This is a genomic window from Saprospiraceae bacterium, from assembly GCA_016713025.1.
Classification (GTDB): Bacteria; Bacteroidota; Bacteroidia; order Chitinophagales; family Saprospiraceae; genus OLB9.
In genome coordinates this window covers 821,835-839,360 of the sequence record JADJPZ010000004.1, presented here as the reverse complement: position 1 = coordinate 839,360, position 17,526 = coordinate 821,835, and the positions used below count along the sequence as shown (strand labels likewise).

14 protein-coding genes and 1 pseudogene are annotated in these 17,526 nt (G+C 35.6%); 6 read left to right on the top strand and 9 right to left on the bottom strand.

Going from position 1 to position 17,526, the window contains the following annotated elements:
* The first annotated feature begins 221 nt into the window (after nucleotides 1–221).
* The 4 genes from IPK35_09925 (at nucleotide 222) to IPK35_09910 (ending at nucleotide 3,651) form a co-directional block, all read left to right on the top strand.
* The gene (locus tag IPK35_09925; GenBank protein ID MBK8053567.1) at nucleotides 222–1,199 is read left to right on the top strand and encodes a winged helix-turn-helix transcriptional regulator; all 978 of its coding nucleotides are present in this window, start codon (nucleotides 222–224) and stop codon (nucleotides 1,197–1,199) included.
* A gap of 171 nt (nucleotides 1,200–1,370) precedes the next feature.
* Complete coding sequence (gene mgrA, locus IPK35_09920; GenBank protein MBK8053566.1) at nucleotides 1,371–2,366, top strand: L-glyceraldehyde 3-phosphate reductase; 996 nt, start codon at nucleotides 1,371–1,373, stop codon at nucleotides 2,364–2,366.
* 38 nt (nucleotides 2,367–2,404) lie between these two features.
* On the top strand, nucleotides 2,405–3,010 hold the full coding sequence (locus tag IPK35_09915; GenBank protein ID MBK8053565.1) for a YdeI/OmpD-associated family protein: 606 nt from the start codon (nucleotides 2,405–2,407) through the stop codon (nucleotides 3,008–3,010).
* On the top strand, nucleotides 3,007–3,651 hold the full coding sequence (locus tag IPK35_09910) for a DUF1801 domain-containing protein (protein ID MBK8053564.1): 645 nt from the start codon (nucleotides 3,007–3,009) through the stop codon (nucleotides 3,649–3,651). The genes IPK35_09915 and IPK35_09910 overlap by 4 nt, the downstream gene beginning before the upstream one ends.
* A gap of 2 nt (nucleotides 3,652–3,653) precedes the next feature.
* On the opposite strand, the gene IPK35_09905 is transcribed toward IPK35_09910, so the two are convergent.
* A complete protein-coding gene (locus tag IPK35_09905) occupies nucleotides 3,654–3,908 on the bottom strand; it encodes a hypothetical protein (protein MBK8053563.1) in 255 nt (84 codons plus the stop codon).
* Nucleotides 3,909–4,078: 170 nt separating this feature from the next.
* On the opposite strand from IPK35_09905, the gene IPK35_09900 reads away from it, so the two are divergent.
* Complete coding sequence (locus tag IPK35_09900; protein ID MBK8053562.1) at nucleotides 4,079–4,315, top strand: hypothetical protein; 237 nt, start codon at nucleotides 4,079–4,081, stop codon at nucleotides 4,313–4,315.
* 22 nt (nucleotides 4,316–4,337) lie between these two features.
* Nucleotides 4,338–4,691 carry a transposase gene (locus IPK35_09895; GenBank protein MBK8053561.1) on the top strand — a complete coding sequence of 118 codons (354 nt, stop codon included), beginning with the start codon at nucleotides 4,338–4,340 and terminating at the stop codon, nucleotides 4,689–4,691.
* A gap of 30 nt (nucleotides 4,692–4,721) precedes the next feature.
* On the opposite strand, the pseudogene IPK35_09890 reads toward IPK35_09895, so the two are convergent.
* The 8 genes and pseudogenes from IPK35_09890 to IPK35_09855 form a co-directional block, all read right to left on the bottom strand.
* Nucleotides 4,722–5,932: pseudogene (locus IPK35_09890) on the bottom strand (IS256 family transposase).
* 1,165 nt (nucleotides 5,933–7,097) lie between these two features.
* Nucleotides 7,098–7,991 carry a hypothetical protein gene (locus IPK35_09885; GenBank protein ID MBK8053560.1) on the bottom strand — a complete coding sequence of 298 codons (894 nt, stop codon included), beginning with the start codon at nucleotides 7,989–7,991 and terminating at the stop codon, nucleotides 7,098–7,100.
* Between the two features lie 105 nt (nucleotides 7,992–8,096).
* Nucleotides 8,097–10,334 (bottom strand): tail fiber domain-containing protein, encoded by a 2,238-nt coding sequence (locus tag IPK35_09880; protein MBK8053559.1) that lies wholly within the window; start codon nucleotides 10,332–10,334, stop codon nucleotides 8,097–8,099.
* 310 nt (nucleotides 10,335–10,644) lie between these two features.
* Entirely contained in the window at nucleotides 10,645–13,158 is a 2,514-nt protein-coding gene (locus tag IPK35_09875; GenBank protein ID MBK8053558.1) for a tail fiber domain-containing protein, read from the bottom strand.
* Nucleotides 13,159–13,331: 173 nt separating this feature from the next.
* Nucleotides 13,332–14,882, bottom strand: a complete 1,551-nt coding sequence (locus IPK35_09870) for a hypothetical protein (GenBank protein MBK8053557.1) — start codon at nucleotides 14,880–14,882, stop codon at nucleotides 13,332–13,334.
* A complete protein-coding gene (locus IPK35_09865) occupies nucleotides 14,837–15,664 on the bottom strand; it encodes a hypothetical protein (protein MBK8053556.1) in 828 nt (275 codons plus the stop codon). The genes IPK35_09870 and IPK35_09865 overlap by 46 nt, the downstream gene beginning before the upstream one ends.
* Nucleotides 15,665–15,983: 319 nt before the next feature.
* Nucleotides 15,984–16,730 carry a hypothetical protein gene (locus IPK35_09860; protein ID MBK8053555.1) on the bottom strand — a complete coding sequence of 249 codons (747 nt, stop codon included), beginning with the start codon at nucleotides 16,728–16,730 and terminating at the stop codon, nucleotides 15,984–15,986.
* A gap of 4 nt (nucleotides 16,731–16,734) precedes the next feature.
* On the bottom strand, nucleotides 16,735–17,421 hold the full coding sequence (locus IPK35_09855; protein ID MBK8053554.1) for a hypothetical protein: 687 nt from the start codon (nucleotides 17,419–17,421) through the stop codon (nucleotides 16,735–16,737).
* Nucleotides 17,422–17,526 lie beyond the last annotated feature (105 nt).

Here is a 17,526-nt window from a genome sequence, read left to right as displayed (position 1 = left end):
TTTGTTATTGCCAATTTTAATATATTCATCAGAATTATTAAAGGTCGTCATGACCACCACATTGCTGAAAGCACCTATACCTGTATTTTCTCCATTTTTTTTACCTTCTGAAATTCCATTTTGTGGAAATAAAAATAATTTATTGAATTAATTTTATTAAAAATATACATTTTGTTTACAGTAAATAGTTTACTGTAAACAAAATGTAATACCTTTGTGCTATGAAGACAAGAGATAAAATCTTAAAATTACTTCAAAAAAATGATCAGATTAGCATTCATGAAATGGCTAATGCTCTTTCCGTTTCCAGGCAATACGTTCATAGATTGATTTTGGAATTAGAAAGTGATAATTTAATTGTTAAGGTGGGTTTACCTCCAAAAGTTTATTATACATTACTAAAGCTAACGGATAATAGCCATCATATAAATATAACCTATGACCAAGAATTGTTTTTACAAAGACATTTTATAGCCATTGATCCTTTGGGCCAAAAGTTAGAAGGTCTCCAAGCTATGAAGTATTGGTGTGAAAGACAAAATTTGCCTATAGAAAAAACCATAGAAGAATTCATTCAAACAAGAAAAAAATACTTAGAATATTTCGATAGTGAAAGTTTAATCAGCGGTTTGGAAAAGTTAAAAAATACAAGTGGAATTGGCCAAGTCTATGTTGATGAATTGTATTATTTAGACTTCTACGCTATAGAAAGATTTGGTAAGACCCGTTTAGGTACTTTAATGCATTATGCCAAGCAAGGTCAAAATAAAAATTTAATGACAATTATAGTGAATGAGATAAAACAGAGAATTCTGAATTTAATTCAATCCAAAAATATTGACGCAGTACTATTTGTTCCACCAACTATAAACAGAAAAGTCCAAATTATGGATGTTCTAGAAAAATATTTGGCTATCAATTTACCTCAAATTCAAATAAGCAAAATTAAGACAAATATAATTATACCTCAAAAAGCCTTGTCTAAAATATTTGAAAGAGTGGCAAATGCTAAAAATACTTTTGTAGTTCCAAGCCAAAAAAGTTATAATCATATACTCATTATTGATGATGCTGTAGGAAGTGGATCTACAATCAACGAAATAGCTGCAAAAGTTAAAAACAAGAAAGTTGCAAAAATAGTATCTGGATTAGCAATAACTGGAAGTTTCAAGGGTTTTGATGTAATATCTGAGTTATAAAGTGTATCCTTAATAAAGGGTGTATCCCATTTTTTGCACTAAAATTTAAGTATTTGTGCAATTTGTTAAACACACCAATGCAATAGAGTACTTTGATGTTAAAAACCGATTAATTATCTTTACGGCAAATCCATACATGGATCATCTATTTTACTTCAAAAAATAAATTCAATGCAATATATACCTAATACTGAGCGCTACAAGAGCATGGAATATCGCCGATGTGGTAAAAGTGGCCTGATGTTACCGGCTATTTCTCTTGGGTTATGGCATAACTTTGGACACATTGATTCATTCGAAAATGCAAGGGGTATTTTACAATTGGCCTTTGATAGTGGCATAACACATTTTGATCTGGCAAATAATTATGGTCCTCCTCCAGGTTCGGCGGAAGAAAACTTTGGTAAAATTCTTAAAACAGATTTTGCCGGATATCGGGATGAGCTGATTATTTCCACAAAGGCTGGATGGGGCATGTGGGAAGGCCCTTATGGCAACTGGGGTTCAAAAAAATATCTGGTAGCAAGTCTGGATCAAAGCTTAAAGAGAATGGGATTGGATTATGTGGATATTTTTTATCATCACAGGCCTGACCCTTACACTCCTTTGGAAGAAACTATGTCAACACTTGACTTGATGGTCAGACAAGGCAAAGCACTTTATGTGGGTGTATCCAGCTACCAGGCGGAGGAAGCCCAGCAGGCTTTTCAAATCCTTAAACGACTAGGTACTCCATGCCTTATCCATCAACCCAAATATTCCATGTTTGACAGATGGGTGGAAGCCAGATTGTTGAATGTATTGAAAGAAAACGCAGTAGGATGTATAGCGTTTTCTCCATTGGCACAGGGACTTCTCAGCAATAAATATCTCAATGGTATACCCAAAGATTCAAGGGCAACATCTCACAGAGGGAATGGAGCTCTGGAAGAATCTCAAATAACGGCTTCACAAATTGAAAAGGTAAAACAATTGAACGAATTGGCCATAAAACGAGGACAAAATCTGGCGCAAATGGCACTGGCATGGATACTAAAAGATGAAAGGGTGACATCTGTAATTATTGGAGTTAGTAAGTCTGAACAAGTTACAGATTCCATTCAGTGTCTTAAAAATTATACGTTTAGCGTAGATGAGCTTGCATTGATAGATGGCATCTTAATGTAAAACTTAAATTTCTGGATCTTCATACTTTTACTTGAAAAATGGAACTGAACAAAGGCACAAAAACTTTTTATGCAGATAGTCAGGAGTCATGGAGCAAATGGCTTTCCGACAACCATGAAAATGAAAAGAGCGTATGGCTGATCATCTATAAAATGGAAAGTAATATTCCAAGTGTATATTATTCTGAAGCTGTGGATGAAGCATTATGTTTTGGATGGGTGGATAGTTTAGTCAATAAAAGGGATAACGAAAGCTATTACCAGTATTTTGCTAAGAGAAATCCAAAGAGCAACTGGAGTAAAATCAATAAGGAAAAAGTAGCTTCATTGATGCAAAAAGGATTGATGCATACAGCCGGTCTTTACATGGTGGAATTAGCTAAAAAAACAAATACCTGGACCGCGCTTGATGTTGTGGACAACCTGATTGTACCATCAGACATGAAACAACTGTTTGAAGCAGCACCGCTTGCATTTGAAAATTGGGAAAAATTTTCCAAATCAACCAAAAGAGGTATTCTCGAATGGATATATAATGCTAAAAAGCCTGAAACAAGGCAAAAAAGAATGGAAGAAACAGTATCATTGGCATTGCAAAATATTAAAGCAAATCAATATAATCCGGCAAATAAAATTTCCAAATGAAGATAATCAATCCAAAAGTCGATCTATTTATTGCGGACGGTTGCGGGCGTTGTGAATACTATGCTACCGACCGATGTAAGGTCAGAAACTGGCAAACAGAATTGCAGCATGTCAGACAAATCATGCTTGAATCTGATCTTGAAGAAGAAATCAAATGGGGAGTACCTGTCTATACCCACGAAGGTAAAAATATCGTCATCATCAGTGCACTAAAAGATTGTGTCACCTTCGGGTTTTTTAAAGGTGTTTTGCTTAAAGACACACATCAGATACTCGAAAAACAAGGAGAAAGTGTACAATCTGCCCGTATCATCAGATTTACTTCTGTTGATCGAATTTTGGAGATGGCATCTGTAATCAAGGATTATATCACTGAAGCCGTGGCCATTGAAGTAAGTGGAACTAAAGTAGAATTTAAAAAAGATCTTGAACCTATTCCTGTTGAATTGGAAGATAGATTTGAAGATTTACCGGCACTTAAAGATGCTTTCTATTCTCTTACTCCCGGTAAAAGGAGAGGATATGTTATCTATATTTCTCAACCCAAAGGATCAGAAGCAAGATTCAGCAGGATAGAAAAATGTATCGAAAAGATCATGAATGGAGAAGGATTGCACGATAAGTACAAATCTCTGCGATAGTATTACTTATCAATAAATTCCTTGGCTATACTAAGTGGCCTGAAAGTATAACGTTTTTTACTTCTGTGTTCTGATTGTCGCTGTGAGATATCTTTTAGCATTTCCAGCACTTCTATCGTATGTGCCCCTTTGTTTGTGCTATTCACATCTAGCATTGCAGATGGATGTGGAGCTGTACCCGTATTGTTTATACCCACGTTCTGTGCAAAAGAATTTGTATATAAACAAAAGAAAAATAAGTAGAAATATATTCTCATTTTTAAGTATTTTCGTAATTATTTAGGTCAAAAATAAGCAACATATTATAGAAAGTGATATATTTGGTTTTTATTTTGAACCAACCATGAATGATAAGTAGTACGGGAATAAAAATGTATTCATTATCATACCAATATTAACCATAGAAGAAAGATTTGCATCCCTTGAGTTGCGAATCAAAGAACTAGAAGAAGAGAATGCTTCTCTTCGAGCGGTTATAGTATTGAAAGATGCCAAGATTGCCCAATTGGAATCAAAGGTCAAAGAACTCACCGAACGATTAAATAAAAATAGCAGTAATAGCCACAAACCACCATCTTCGGATGGATATGGTAAGAGGCCTGCCTTTCCAAAGAGTAAAGGAGGGAAGCAGGGAGGACAAGATGGACATATAGGAGGTAGATGATAAAAAAGCATGGGCTCAACTCATGAGTGAGATGTTGTTGGAGTTGCTAAAACAAGCAAAAATAGATATCAACCAAAATATTAAAAACAGAGTATTTATAGAAAAACAATATGATATTATTATATCCGATGGAAAAAAGGAAGAACCACCACCCCAAAAGAGTGGGAAACGCGGAAAATACAAACGCAGTAAAGGGTTAAATCTCTTGGAGCGATTAGAGAAGCATAAAGAAAGTGTTTTGGCTTATGCCTTTGATCCTATTATTCCATTTACAAATAATTTGGCGGAGAGGGACTTGCGACCATCGAAAATAAAAATGAAAGTATCCAACACATTCAGATCAATTGAGGGAGCAATTCACCATGCGAGGCTGTAAAATATTTTGTGTAAACAAAACTTCAAAGAATTATGGCTGAATCAAATTATCCTCAAAGATAATTAAAATTTCATTATGAGTAATATGCCAGTTATGAATTGGCATTGTCCATTTAACTTGAATTTGCTGAATAGCAAGATATACAGATTTCAAGGCTGCCTGATCATTTGGAAAAAGTGTTTTGGTTTTGGTAAATTTTCTGATGGCTCTGTTGAGGCCTTCAATGGTATTAGTGGTATACATAATTTTACGAATGTTAGTAGGATACTGAAACATGGGAGATAGATTTGACCAGTTTGCTTCCCAACTTTTAATGGCATAGGCATATTTAGACCCCCATTTTGCTTTAAAAGCTTCAAAAGCAATGAGAGCAGTTTCCATATTTAAAGCGGCATAAACAGTTTTTAAATCAGCCAGGAAGGCCCTTCTATCTTTCCATGGGACAAACTTCATAGAGTTTCTGATTTGATGAACGATACAAAGCTGGGATACGGTATCGGGGAAAGCAGTTTGAATGGCCTGAGTGAATCCTATACGATTGTCAGTACATGCAATGAGCATCTTTTAACGCCCCTGTCTTTGAGCTCATTTAAGACAGAAAGCCAAAACGCGGCAGACTCGTTGGCGCTCATCCAGATGCCCAAAACTTCTTTGATCCCATTGGTTTTCAGTCCTATAACGATATAAATACTCTTGTTGATGATTTTATTATCCTGCCGGATTTTAAAACAAATACAATCCATCCAAACGATGTAATAAGTATTATCCAAAGGTCTGTTTTGCCATTCCTGGATAGCCGGAATCATTTTGTTTGTAATATCTGAAACAAAGGTTTTAGAAACGTCTAAGCCATAAATTTCCTGAATTTGAGCTGTTATGTCATCAGTGCTCATACCTCTACTGTAAAGAGATGTAATGACAGATTCTACTTTCTCAGTGGTAGTTTGGCCCTTGGGAACAATGATAGGCTCAAATTCACCGTTACGATCCCGTGGAATATCCAACTCTACCTGTCCTTGTGTAGTGCGTATCTTTTTCTTATAACACCCATTCCGGGAATTACCTGAATTAATCCCATCGGGCGAGTGTTTTGAATAGCCTAAATGATGACTTAGTTCAGCTTTTAAAAGTTCTTGAATGCCATCTTTGTAAAGACCATTCATAACATTGTCAAAATCATTAAGAGACTTGACATCCTGAAGAAATTCAGAGAGATTAAGATTAAATTTGTTACTTTGCATAACTATTAAATTTGTTAGGTTAAAAATGTGTCTGTACTTGGTCGCACAAACATATTAAAAAATTTTCCATCTGTGGGGGGTACCCCCCACAGATGGAAGCCTAACTCCTTGATACTAGTTTACACAATCTTTCTTACACTCCCCACCATGCCAGACTAGCTGGATTTACATCAACACTCCGAAAACAAAACATCAATGTCTTCTCTACTCTTATGGATGTTTTTGATGGCAAAGAAATTACCTTTGCTCAATAAGACTTAAACAATTACAAAAAATGAATGTAACTTTGTACTCATTAATCTAATTTTCGTGCTTAGAAGGTCACAATTATTGAGATTTAAAAAAGTTTTAATAAAACATCCTGCCGTCATTTTCAGTATTTTTATAAACTGGTGCGATTATATTTATTCTTAATGGCACATTCCGCTCTATAGGCCAATATGACGATCAAGTTTTTGTGCTTCTTGCTTTGATTTTTTAAGGTTGTTGAGTCTGATTTGTAAATACAATTGGTCAAGTGTTTATTTTATATTGGTGTTTTGTATGTATTATATGGCATTAATTCTATTTCCGTTTCATAGCACAGCCATGGCATCACTCAGACGTAGTAAATACTAAGCATAGCGGGGTTAAATAATTAAAACTGTATGTCTGCTGCCCTTCGCTCCATGTTCATTACAAACACTTCATAACTACTACAACAGCATCCGTCATCCTTATAATCATCGATACTTTAAGCTTCGTAAGTATTGCCTACTTGTGCCCTTCTCTTTGCATTTTATAAGGACTTCCTGAGTTCCGTATAAAAGCCTGAATTAAGTTCACACCTGCTTAGTTGCGTTTGCCCTGTAACCAATATTCAAGCTCCCGTTACAGCTTTTCACTTGTAGAAAAGAATACAAACTTTTGACAAAATGTACCACCCTCTCACAACTTCAGCACAGGTTCACTCTCGTTTGTCTCCTTAATTCGTACCTGACTATTCTTGATAGCCTTTTCTTTCTACCGTTTAACACACTTCTATTACTATCAGTGCATCGGAAAGCGGTTTGATACCTGCTCTTGAAAGCCGACACCGATGGACCTACCATCATCTCTTATACAGCATTGACTAACCCTTACTACTGATTAATCATTCACAGCACACCTTTTCGGAGTGGAATGCCTATTTACAATTTTTGTAAGTGAAGGTGATCATGTCACCATCAAAGACAGTTTTGTTCAAATAGCCAGATGCATTATTTGTATTGGTGTAGGTAGTAATGTATGGAGTCACAGTACCATCGTCACTCACTGAATAAAAAGTCACTTTGCTTACGGATGCACTACCCACCCGGGGTTCAACTTGTACCTGCCCGTTGAGATCGATGTCCAATGCAAGGTTGGTTAAACCCAGGTGTTGGATCATTTTGCTGGATTTGGCATCGTACTCAAAGATAGAATACCCGGTCAGACCTGACTTTACTACTATCTTGCCGTCGACTTTTATTTCTTCATTGGTATAATAATTCACTTTTTTGATATTGCCCGCAACATCATATTCAAATGTGTCGTATCCACTGAATTGGAATGGTTCGGTGACATTATTGATGGTAATATCCACATTGTTTTCATAGGTTCTTTTCATGAGCTGTTTGCTGCTGTTCCATTGAAAGTTAACTTCCATTTTGTGGTTAGTACCGGTAGCTTTGCTTCCCAAAATCAATCCCTTGTCCAATTTTTTGATATTGGTGGTAACATTTGACAGCAGATTATCTTTATTGTAATCCAATACTGAAACTGAGCCATTGGCCGTATTACCAATGCTCACGACTGGGCCATTTGATGTGGTTTTGTCATAAGCAAGATAGTAGGTTGTAGATTTTGACCCATCAGATACAGTTATAGTCTCCCATTTATTATTGGAGTTGTAGGTGTATCTGGTACTGGAACCATCATTGGCAGAAATTTCTGTGAGCTGGCAGAAATCTTGTGACTCAGATGTGAGTGAACTTTGGCAACTTCCCAAAACTGTAGCAAATGCCATAATACTTAATGATTTTAAAGAGTACTTTTTCATGATTTAAAAAATTTTATTGTTAAAAAATGGATAAATGAATTTATTGATAGTGATGATAGGACTGATGTCAAATCAATGGAAGATTTCAATAGTTAGTGTTAAGATTTACTTACTATCAGAGACTAACGGAAGGGTGTGCTTTAGTGAGGCTTCAAGTTTATCAAATCGAGATTCAATCGTTGATATTTTACTTTTTAAAGCTTCATTCTCTTTTGCGAGCTGTTGAATAGCGGAAATACCTAAAGTGAAGATATGATCATAATCTACTACTCTGAAATCATTGACTTTTTTACCAAAGACAAAAACGCCTTCAGGTTTTTTCTGTATATTATCCATAATGAAGGTATTCTTGTCGATGATCTTCGTAATTTTTCCAAATTCATTAGAGCTTGATACGATTTTAATCTCATCGTTTAATTCAAGTCCGTGCTCTTTTTCAAGATAAATAGTGAGCGTATGACTTCCCTCTTCATAGGAAAATAGTTTTGCCATCGCAAATATATTAGGTACGTAGTCAGCAGTTTTTGATACTGCTAGAGGCAAAACAGCCTCGACTTCTTGTGCTATAAAACCTAGTTTTTCTCTATTTCCTTTACCTACGGTATCAATAAATTTATAATTGGTAGGTGCGAGTTTAAGTAATTTAGAAAGAGCTAAAGTATTGTCATTTCTATTTGTAATAGATTTATGTCTAGCATCTGACTGTGCATTAAATTCAGATGCTAATACCCTATTACTAGCATAAATACTTACATCAATAGTAGATGTTCCGCCACCTGTGTTTGTTATGGGTGCTCCAGTTAAACCGTTAAGAGCTTTTGCATAAAAAGCATAGGATGAGTTAACTAAGGCAGCACCAACTACATGTAGTGGTGCTTCGGGTGCAGTAGTGCCGATACCTACCCTGCCTGTACCACCAGCTGGCATAGGTGCAAAATTTGTATCCGAATACCAAATGGATACAGTTGGACTTTGAGTAAGTGCCATTTGTTGTATTCCATTTCCAACCGCTAAATCATATCCAACAAAATTTGGTGTATTTCCTATTTGTAGTTTATTTTGTGTTAGACCTGAATTTCTGATGCCTACATTACCACCAGCAGTATTTATTTTTAAGTCAGCGTTTTCAGAACTTCCAAAATCATATCCATGAAAATACGTTGTTTGGATACTATTTCCAGAAATATTCAGATTTGTATATGAAAGTACACCAGGTATAACACTATAACTTTGTTTAACATTAATGTTTCCTACATACAAATTGCCGTTTGTATCGGCCCTTGCTATTTCTATATTATTTGATTTTAAAATTAATGGTTTATTGTCCGTAGTCCCAATGAAACATGTAGAATCTATACCTGAATTCCCTTTTAATTTCCATACGGCATTTAACGCTTGCCACTTTCCATTGATGAACTGATGGAGGCCCTTAAAATTGCAGTCTGTACAGAATAATATCAAGCCTTCTGCAGGTGTAGCTATAGCATCTATTTGTACTTCAGTCATACGTGGAGGCAAAAAGCCTTGTGTTGTGCTTGCTAAATCTAATACAGCAGAGGGAGCAGGTGCTGTGGTACCGATGCCTACATTGCCGCCCTGAGGTTGTATAGCCATAGGGAGAGATGCAACTCCTATTGCTCCTCCTTGCATCCAAAATGAATAAGGACTATCATTTATCTGACCTACATCCAATCCTGAAGCATTGTTGGAATTTATCCTAAAAATGCCATTGGAAATCATACCTGGTATAGTAGGGCTGCTTGTTGCTCCTTCGACCTGCAGCTTGGCAACAGGTACCTGAGAACCTACGCCCACATTGCCACTGTTTTGGTTAAAAATATTAATGCCATCAGTATACCAAGGATTTGGGTTGTCATCAAGTCCAGAAGTAAAATTACTGCTTACAATTGTCCAGCGCATTTTGGATTCATCATAGCGTAGTGTGACCGATCCTTTGCCACCTATAATTGCCGAATTGCCAGTACCTGTGAGAATCTTATTGTCAGCTATACTACCATTTATTGCATTTGATTCGTCAATTAGTTCTACTACATCAAGGGTATTATTAAAGATTGTAATTATTCGACCGTCAACTCCACCATTAAATCCTGAAATAGTACAACCATTTATCGATGGGTTGAACGTATAAACACTCGATTTTAAAGTAGAGATATTTACATTATTATTTATACCATTAATGATGCCCGAGAGTGTTTCTGATCGCAGTCTTAAATCGCCCTTCAGATCTAAAGCCGCTTGTGGGTCTATATTATTGATACCCACATTTTGGGCATTGACAAATGTCGAGACACTTATAAAAAATAGAAAAATTTGTTTTTTCATGTTTATATGAATTTATTATTACAAAATTAGGATATGATATCCTTTTAATTTTATGTATTGAGAATTAGGATGCTTTGACTAAGAGTTAGGATGAATAATGACAAAAAGTGGTGTAAAACAGGTTCTAATTAAGCTCTTTGTAAACAATTTTCCACACCAAAACTTACAACTGCCCAGATACCTTAAAGACTATGCTCCGGGAGATTTTGATGGAAGCTCATGTATTTATTTAAGGTTAATTTTTTTTATGAGTGAGTTGAGTATTTTGTAGGAAAGAAAATGAGAAGCAATTTCGATAAATACCGCAACATTATTTGATGTCAAGTTTATCTTTGATAGAAATTAATGCTGCTTCAAGGACCTCAATTTTTTTATTTTGAGCATTAATGATTAATTGCTGTTTTGGAATTTCAGATTTAGCAGAGTCAATATATTTTTTCATGTCTTCAATTTGTAACTGCTGTTCTTGAATTGCTTTTACCATAGGCATGATAAAGTCTGTATAGTTGAGCGTATATATATCCCAGCCTTCTACGGGAGCTGTAACGCCACTAAAATTAAAATCACATTCTTTTGCTGCTTGTGCCACTTCTTGAGCTATAAAACCAGTAAAAACCCGATTGTTCGAACGGTTTTTTGCCTCAGCGAATAATGTCTCAGGTCTCTGATTTGCCAATTCACATATCTTGTCCACATCGTAATGATAAGTCACAGGTCTTAATTTCTTTATGAAACTTAGCCCTTGTACATCATCTTTCACAGAATTTTTCACCCTTTCATCACTTGCTGTACCCCAGCCACTTCCCCAAATATAATAATTGCCTGCATGTAAGGGATTTCCAATGAGTACATGATTGGAAACATTGGTCGAAACATTATTACCAATTGTGATAGTGTTATTTACATCTCTTGCTGCATCAGAAGATTCAGATCCTGCACTTACTCCAATACCAATATTTGCACTTCCTCTATTTAAAAATAGTGCATTAGCTCCCACTGCTGTATTATTTATACCATAAAGGTTTGTATTTAATGATAGATGTCCCAATGTTGTATTCTTACGACCTTCGGCACCTGATCTTTGTGATCCAGTTCCAATGGCTATATTATCATTGGCATATTGGGAATTAATAGGTAAATCAAAACCCATATGTTGTAGTGCTCCATTACCAATTGCTATATTTCTATTTCCAAAAAGATTTTCACTAAGAGAATTATAGCCCAATGCTATATTATCATCTCCAGCAATATTACTATATGAAGAAAAGGCTCCCAACGCAATATTGCGACCTATAAAGTTGTCAGTAGTTCGGAAATTATGTAATGCACTGTCACCTATAGCAACTTGATAGTTTGAAATCACATTCTTGTATAATGTACCTGGCCCAATAGCAATATTACTACTACCAGAAATATTGGACGCTAAAGCATTTCGACCAACAGCAACATTCGCATTACCACCAACATTACTATTTAATGTTCCTGTGCCTATTGCGGTGTTGTCATAACCTGTCGTGTTAGTATACAGTGAACTAGCACCCAATGCAGTATTGGAGTAACCAAAAGTATTTTGTCGCAAAGCATTACTCCCTACAGCTGTATTAATACTTCCAGTTGTATTTAGTATCATTGCATCAGTCCCAACTGCTGTATTATTTTCACCTGTAGAGTTCAAAAATAATGTTGCTCTACCAACCGCTGTATTGTTAGAGCCTGTATTTTCTTTTAATGATAGATAACCAACCGCAGTATTAAAATCACCACTAATATTATTATACAAAGCTTTAGAGCCTATTGCGGTATTTTGTTCACCGTTTGTACTCTTGTACATTGCACTATCTCCAATTGCTACAAGACTATTAATTACCATACTATTGGACAATGAATTATCACCAATGGCCACATTATTTTTACCTGTTGTATTAGATAATAATGATTGATTACCAACAGCTACATTTGAACTTCCTTCATTACTAGCTAATGCTTGAAATCCAATACCAACATTTTCAGAACCGGTAACATTTGAATATAATGCTGCAGGCCCAATTGCTGTATTATTGTTTCCAGTCGAGTTATTTGAAAGAGCGTTTACACCAAAAGCAGAATTATTAGCACCAATTGTGTTTTCTATCATTGCTTCATATCCGAATGCTGTATTGCTTTGACCATTTGTATTGTTTTTTAGTGCTTTATACCCTAAAGCAGTAGATTGATAGATGGAGTCGATAATGCCTGAAGAAACATTATTAATTCGTATTCTAAGAGGTTTTCCATCTGTTGTCCCAATAAAACTATTTGTTGTAGTACCTGCATTTCCTAATGTATTCCAGGTATTGCTTAGCGTAGATAATCCATCCACATTATTGCTGCTCACTACAGTCCATCGTTCTTTACCGCCATCGTATCTTAAGGTGACCGAACCATTGCGATAGATAACCGCACTATCACCAGAGCCAGTTAATATTCTATATTTTTTATCACTACCCAAACTTATGGGATTGCTTTCATCGTGAAGTACTATATTAGCTGTAAGGCAATTGTTAAAAATAGTAATAATTCTCCCATCCTTATTGGCTTGAAAACCTGTGATCGCACCGCCATTCGCAACTGCATCACCTATGAAATGATACACTACTCCATTACCGTATTCATCTAATATGACATTATGATTTATAGCTGCTTGCAGTTTTAAGTTCGCTGTACGCAACCTCAAATCTCCGCTCAAATCTAGAGCAGCCTGCGGATCCGTATTATTGATACCCACATTTTGGGCATTAGCCAATACAGCTACGCAAATAAAAAGCAAATAGAGATAATTTTTCATGTTGAATTATTTTTTTTGATAAATTATGTTTCAAAGTTAGATTACGTGGGCATCATAATTTCGGTCTATTAGATTTCGGTGGCGTGGACTTAGAGAAAGGTAAGATTCTGATGAAAATTGGAAAAGAACAAAGTTTTTTTATGGCTCTTTGGACCAATTTTTCACGTATTAACCTAATTTTGCCCGTTCACCTTAAAGACTACACCTGGTGATATATTCATGGTAGCTCCCGCGTTTAGCGTTATTTTTTTAACTTCTATATTCATATCCACGGTAGGTTGATGTGGTGCATTGTCTGGGATGACTACTTTGGCATTGGTATTGGGTATCATGCCGCAGGGCCAGTTGGATAAGGTGGACCAGTTGGCATTAGTGGTACCCAGCCAAAAAAATGTCCCATTGCAGCCTTCGACGATTTGTGTTTTATCTATACATCCTTGTGCATTTCCTAGTACATACGCATTATTTGAGTTATTTAAATAATTGCACAAATTAGGCATTGTACAACATGATAAGTTTGGATTGTTAGCAATGACAATTGTAGCTGAAGTGTCAAAATTTACATTTGTAAGATCATGGATAGATGCCAAATTGTTATTGTCCTGTATGTACAATCCACCATTGATGGACGATAAGTTTCCTAATCCATTTAGGTTTTTGAGTAATGGATTATTGTATATATCTAAGAAGCTTCCTATCTTTTTTAAATTAGTCATGCCTAATTGATTGATAGGATTTTTTGATATGGTTAGTGATCCACCGATGGTATCCAGATTGCTCAAACCATTAAGGTGGATGAGGCTATTGTTATAACTTATTCTAACATTGCCCATCACTTTTGTCAGCTGAAAGAGACTATCAAGATTTGTGATATTCAATGAGTATGTAATACTAAGGTCAGAAGGCAATACAGTACAGCTTGGATATAAAGTAGGAAAAATGTCGATCTGGCTTTGTTTTGAAAAATAGACATTAGAAGAGGGGCATGGTAGACCACAGTACTGATTTATTGAGTCTTTGTTTATACAAGCAGAAATATTGCCACTTATGGTGTGAGGTTTCCCAGTAGAAAGATAGGAACAGATACCTGGCAAACTGCATGCAGATAATTGACTTGAGTTTGTTATGATTAAATTTGTGATACCAGCATTGTCAATATTACCCAATCCTGCCAGGGAGGTCAATGCATTATTGTTGTATATTTCCAGGAAACCATTTATTGATGTCAAATTATTTAAAGCAAGAAGTTGAGTAAGATTTGCGTTATTGAATATTCTCAATGGACCATTGTTTGTTTTTAGTTTATTGATGCCGTTTACATTTACTAAAGCATCATTGTTGCTTATAGTCAAGCCAGATACTGTAGTCAAACTATCCAAACCCGCAAACGTAGTCAAAGTAGGATTGGAAAAAATAGCAAAATATCCACTAACTTTTTTTAAACGATTTAAGCCATTAAGATTGGTCAAAGCATTGTTGCTTATTTCGAATCCACCTTGTACGCTGTCCAGTTTATTTAAGCCTGATAAAGATGTTAGACTAGTATTGCCAGCCAAAGAAAAATAACCACCTATTGAGTCAAGATTACTTAAGCCATCAAGATTGGTCAAGCCGGTATTGTCCCATATGAAAAGATTGCCTTTGATAGTTTGCAACTCATACAAGCTGTCAAGATGGATCATATGGCCAGGTATAGACTCATTGATGGTGATGTTGAATGGCATATCTTGGCAACCTTGGTATCTTTTGGAAAAGAATTGACTTGAGCTTGGGTACTCAAGGTAAAATCACTCGTAGGGCAAGGTGATACACACTCTGTAATGATTTGGGGTCTTGATTGGCAGCCTGGAGCATTGTCTGATATAGATGAAGGTTTTGCCGGGTTGGAAAGGTAGGAACAGATGTTGGGGAGGTCGCACCAAGCGAGTTGTGGATTGTTGGTAATGGTTATACTGGTGATGAAATCTGTTAGTACATTTTTTAAACCTGATATATTTTCTAATAAATCGTTACGTCTAATAATGATACTATTATATGAAGTATTTCCTATACCTGAAAGGTTACCAATACCATAGACTTTACTCAAACCATCAACATTAGTCAAGGCGTCATTATTCTCAATATGAAGAAAACCTGTAATTGAACTAACGCCACTTAGTCCATCAAGGTTGACCAAGCTAGGATTATCAATAATGGTAAAATAACTACCTACCGAAGTAATGTTACCCAGACCATGCGTACTTGTTAAATTATCATTTTGAGCAATTTGAAAGAACCCCCCAATCGAATTAAGTCCACTCAAGCCATTGAGATTAGTAATATTGCCCATCCTATCATTATCATCTACTATAGTAATACCATACTCGGTATTGGAACACCCAGGATAAGTTGCAGCAAAGTTATCGATCTGAGCTTGTGTGGTGAGTGTTATATTTCCATTAGGACATTGTGCTTCTGCCACCAAACCTATAAAGATAAAGAAAATAAAGGATAAAATTCTGCTCATTGATATTTATTAAATATGATCTTCAAAATTGTCATAAACATATACATAAAAGATGCACCATTTATGAGAAAAGGGTAAGTGGTGGGTTTGACTTAGAGATCGGAAATGCCGACTAAGAATTTGGAGAGAAAAACTTTATCAACTTATGACTTTATAAACCTTACTGCCCATTCACCTTAAACAGTACACCTGGTGATATAATCATTGTAGTTCCAGAATTTAAGGTTATTTTTTTCGGTAATTCAATTTATGATCGGATCGAAAATGAAAATAAGTGACAATGGATGTTGTTTGCATCCCTACATCCTTTTTTTGTAAATTATTTTATTCCATAAATTAAAAAAGTTCCATTCGGTGTCATGTAATTCAAATTATCTCCATAATAAAAAATCTTTAACGATAAACCTCCAGAGCCTGCTGGGTTACCTAATGGTTCCGAAGGAACTATTTCAGCTTTTGCACTATATATAGCTGCACTTGCATTAGAATTGTTAAATCCCGCACCTCCAATAACTATTACTTTTACATAATTGTTTGTTATTGCTGGATTAAGATGAATGTTAAATATCCTACCATCATCGGCTCCTGATGTTATTATTCGAACTCCACCATAACCCAAATTACCAACTTCATTTGTATAAAAGGGTGTAAAATAATAGCCGTTGTGATTATTATCCCCAATTTCATTAATTTTAATGACACCAATAGGCACTATATTCAATCCAGCAGTTGCTGTAGAATACATTTCATTGCCTAAGGCTATATTTCCTAATACTTGAAGTTTTTGAGTTGGCGTATCAGTTCCAATTCCTAAATTACCTGTACCACTAGCTGGCATAAAAGCAAAATTAGTATTGGTGTGAAAAGTTGAAGCAGTAGGGCTTTGGTATAATGACATGGCTTGTGTACCGTTGCCAATAGCAATATCGTTATTTACAAAACCTGTCGGATTGCCTATTTGTAATCTATTTTGTATAGAGTTAGCACCAGTTCCAATACCCAGGTTACCGTTAGGTATCTTGGTGATGGTTGTTTGTAGAGTTATATCGTTTGCTTTTATTTCCATTTTATCATCCTCCCACTTCGCCAATGGTTACAAAACTGCCATCTCCAAATTTTAATAATCTATTATCAGCAGCAGAACCCCAGCCATTTTCTCCAATTTTTATATTACCGTTAATTATTTGAAGCTTCTCAGAGGGAGCTGATAAGCCAATGCCTACATTAGCAGTATTACTATTGCTTATATTATTTCCATTAATCAGCCATGGGGTAGCAGTCAAGCCATTTACATAATGACTATTTAATACAATCCATCGCTCTTTTTCTCCATCGTACCGTAGAGTGATAGAACCATTCAGTTTGATATTTGCACTTTGGCCTGTACCTGTCAATATTCTATATTTCTTATCACTTCCTAAACTTAAAGTATTACCAGCATCATGAAGGATGATATCTTCAGAGGTACAATTGTTAAATATAGTGATAATTTGTCCATCTTTGTAGGCTTGAAAACCTGTGATCGCACCGCCATTCGCAACTGCATCACCTATGAAATGATACACTACTCCATTACCGTATTCATCTAATATGACATTATGATTTATAGCTGCTTGCAGTTTTAAGTTTGCTGTACGCAATCGCAAATCTCCTTTCAAATCTAGTGCAGCTTGAGGGTCCATATTATTGATACCCACATTTTGGGCATTAGCAAATACAGCTACGCAAAGGAAAAATAAAAGAAGATAATTTTTCATGTTGAATTATTTTTTGATGAAATAAAAGATTCATAATCCGTGTAAACTTATATTCCAAAAGATTATATGACAAAGCTATTGCAAGGATTTCAAACCGACGGTACC

Coding starts and splice junctions, on each gene's coding strand:
- IPK35_09925 (MBK8053567.1), top strand. CDS start 222: ATGAAGACAAGAGATAAAATCTTAAAATTACTTCAAAAAAATGATCAG.
- mgrA (MBK8053566.1), top strand. CDS start 1,371: ATGCAATATATACCTAATACTGAGCGCTACAAGAGCATGGAATATCGC.
- IPK35_09915 (MBK8053565.1), top strand. CDS start 2,405: ATGGAACTGAACAAAGGCACAAAAACTTTTTATGCAGATAGTCAGGAG.
- IPK35_09910 (MBK8053564.1), top strand. CDS start 3,007: ATGAAGATAATCAATCCAAAAGTCGATCTATTTATTGCGGACGGTTGC.
- IPK35_09905 (MBK8053563.1), bottom strand. CDS start 3,908: ATGAGAATATATTTCTACTTATTTTTCTTTTGTTTATATACAAATTCT.
- IPK35_09895 (MBK8053561.1), top strand. CDS start 4,338: ATGAGTGAGATGTTGTTGGAGTTGCTAAAACAAGCAAAAATAGATATC.
- IPK35_09885 (MBK8053560.1), bottom strand. CDS start 7,991: ATGAAAAAGTACTCTTTAAAATCATTAAGTATTATGGCATTTGCTACA.
- IPK35_09880 (MBK8053559.1), bottom strand. CDS start 10,334: ATGAAAAAACAAATTTTTCTATTTTTTATAAGTGTCTCGACATTTGTC.
- IPK35_09875 (MBK8053558.1), bottom strand. CDS start 13,158: ATGAAAAATTATCTCTATTTGCTTTTTATTTGCGTAGCTGTATTGGCT.
- IPK35_09870 (MBK8053557.1), bottom strand. CDS start 14,882: ATGCCATTCAACATCACCATCAATGAGTCTATACCTGGCCATATGATC.
- IPK35_09865 (MBK8053556.1), bottom strand. CDS start 15,664: ATGAGCAGAATTTTATCCTTTATTTTCTTTATCTTTATAGGTTTGGTG.
- IPK35_09860 (MBK8053555.1), bottom strand. CDS start 16,730: ATGGAAATAAAAGCAAACGATATAACTCTACAAACAACCATCACCAAG.
- IPK35_09855 (MBK8053554.1), bottom strand. CDS start 17,421: ATGAAAAATTATCTTCTTTTATTTTTCCTTTGCGTAGCTGTATTTGCT.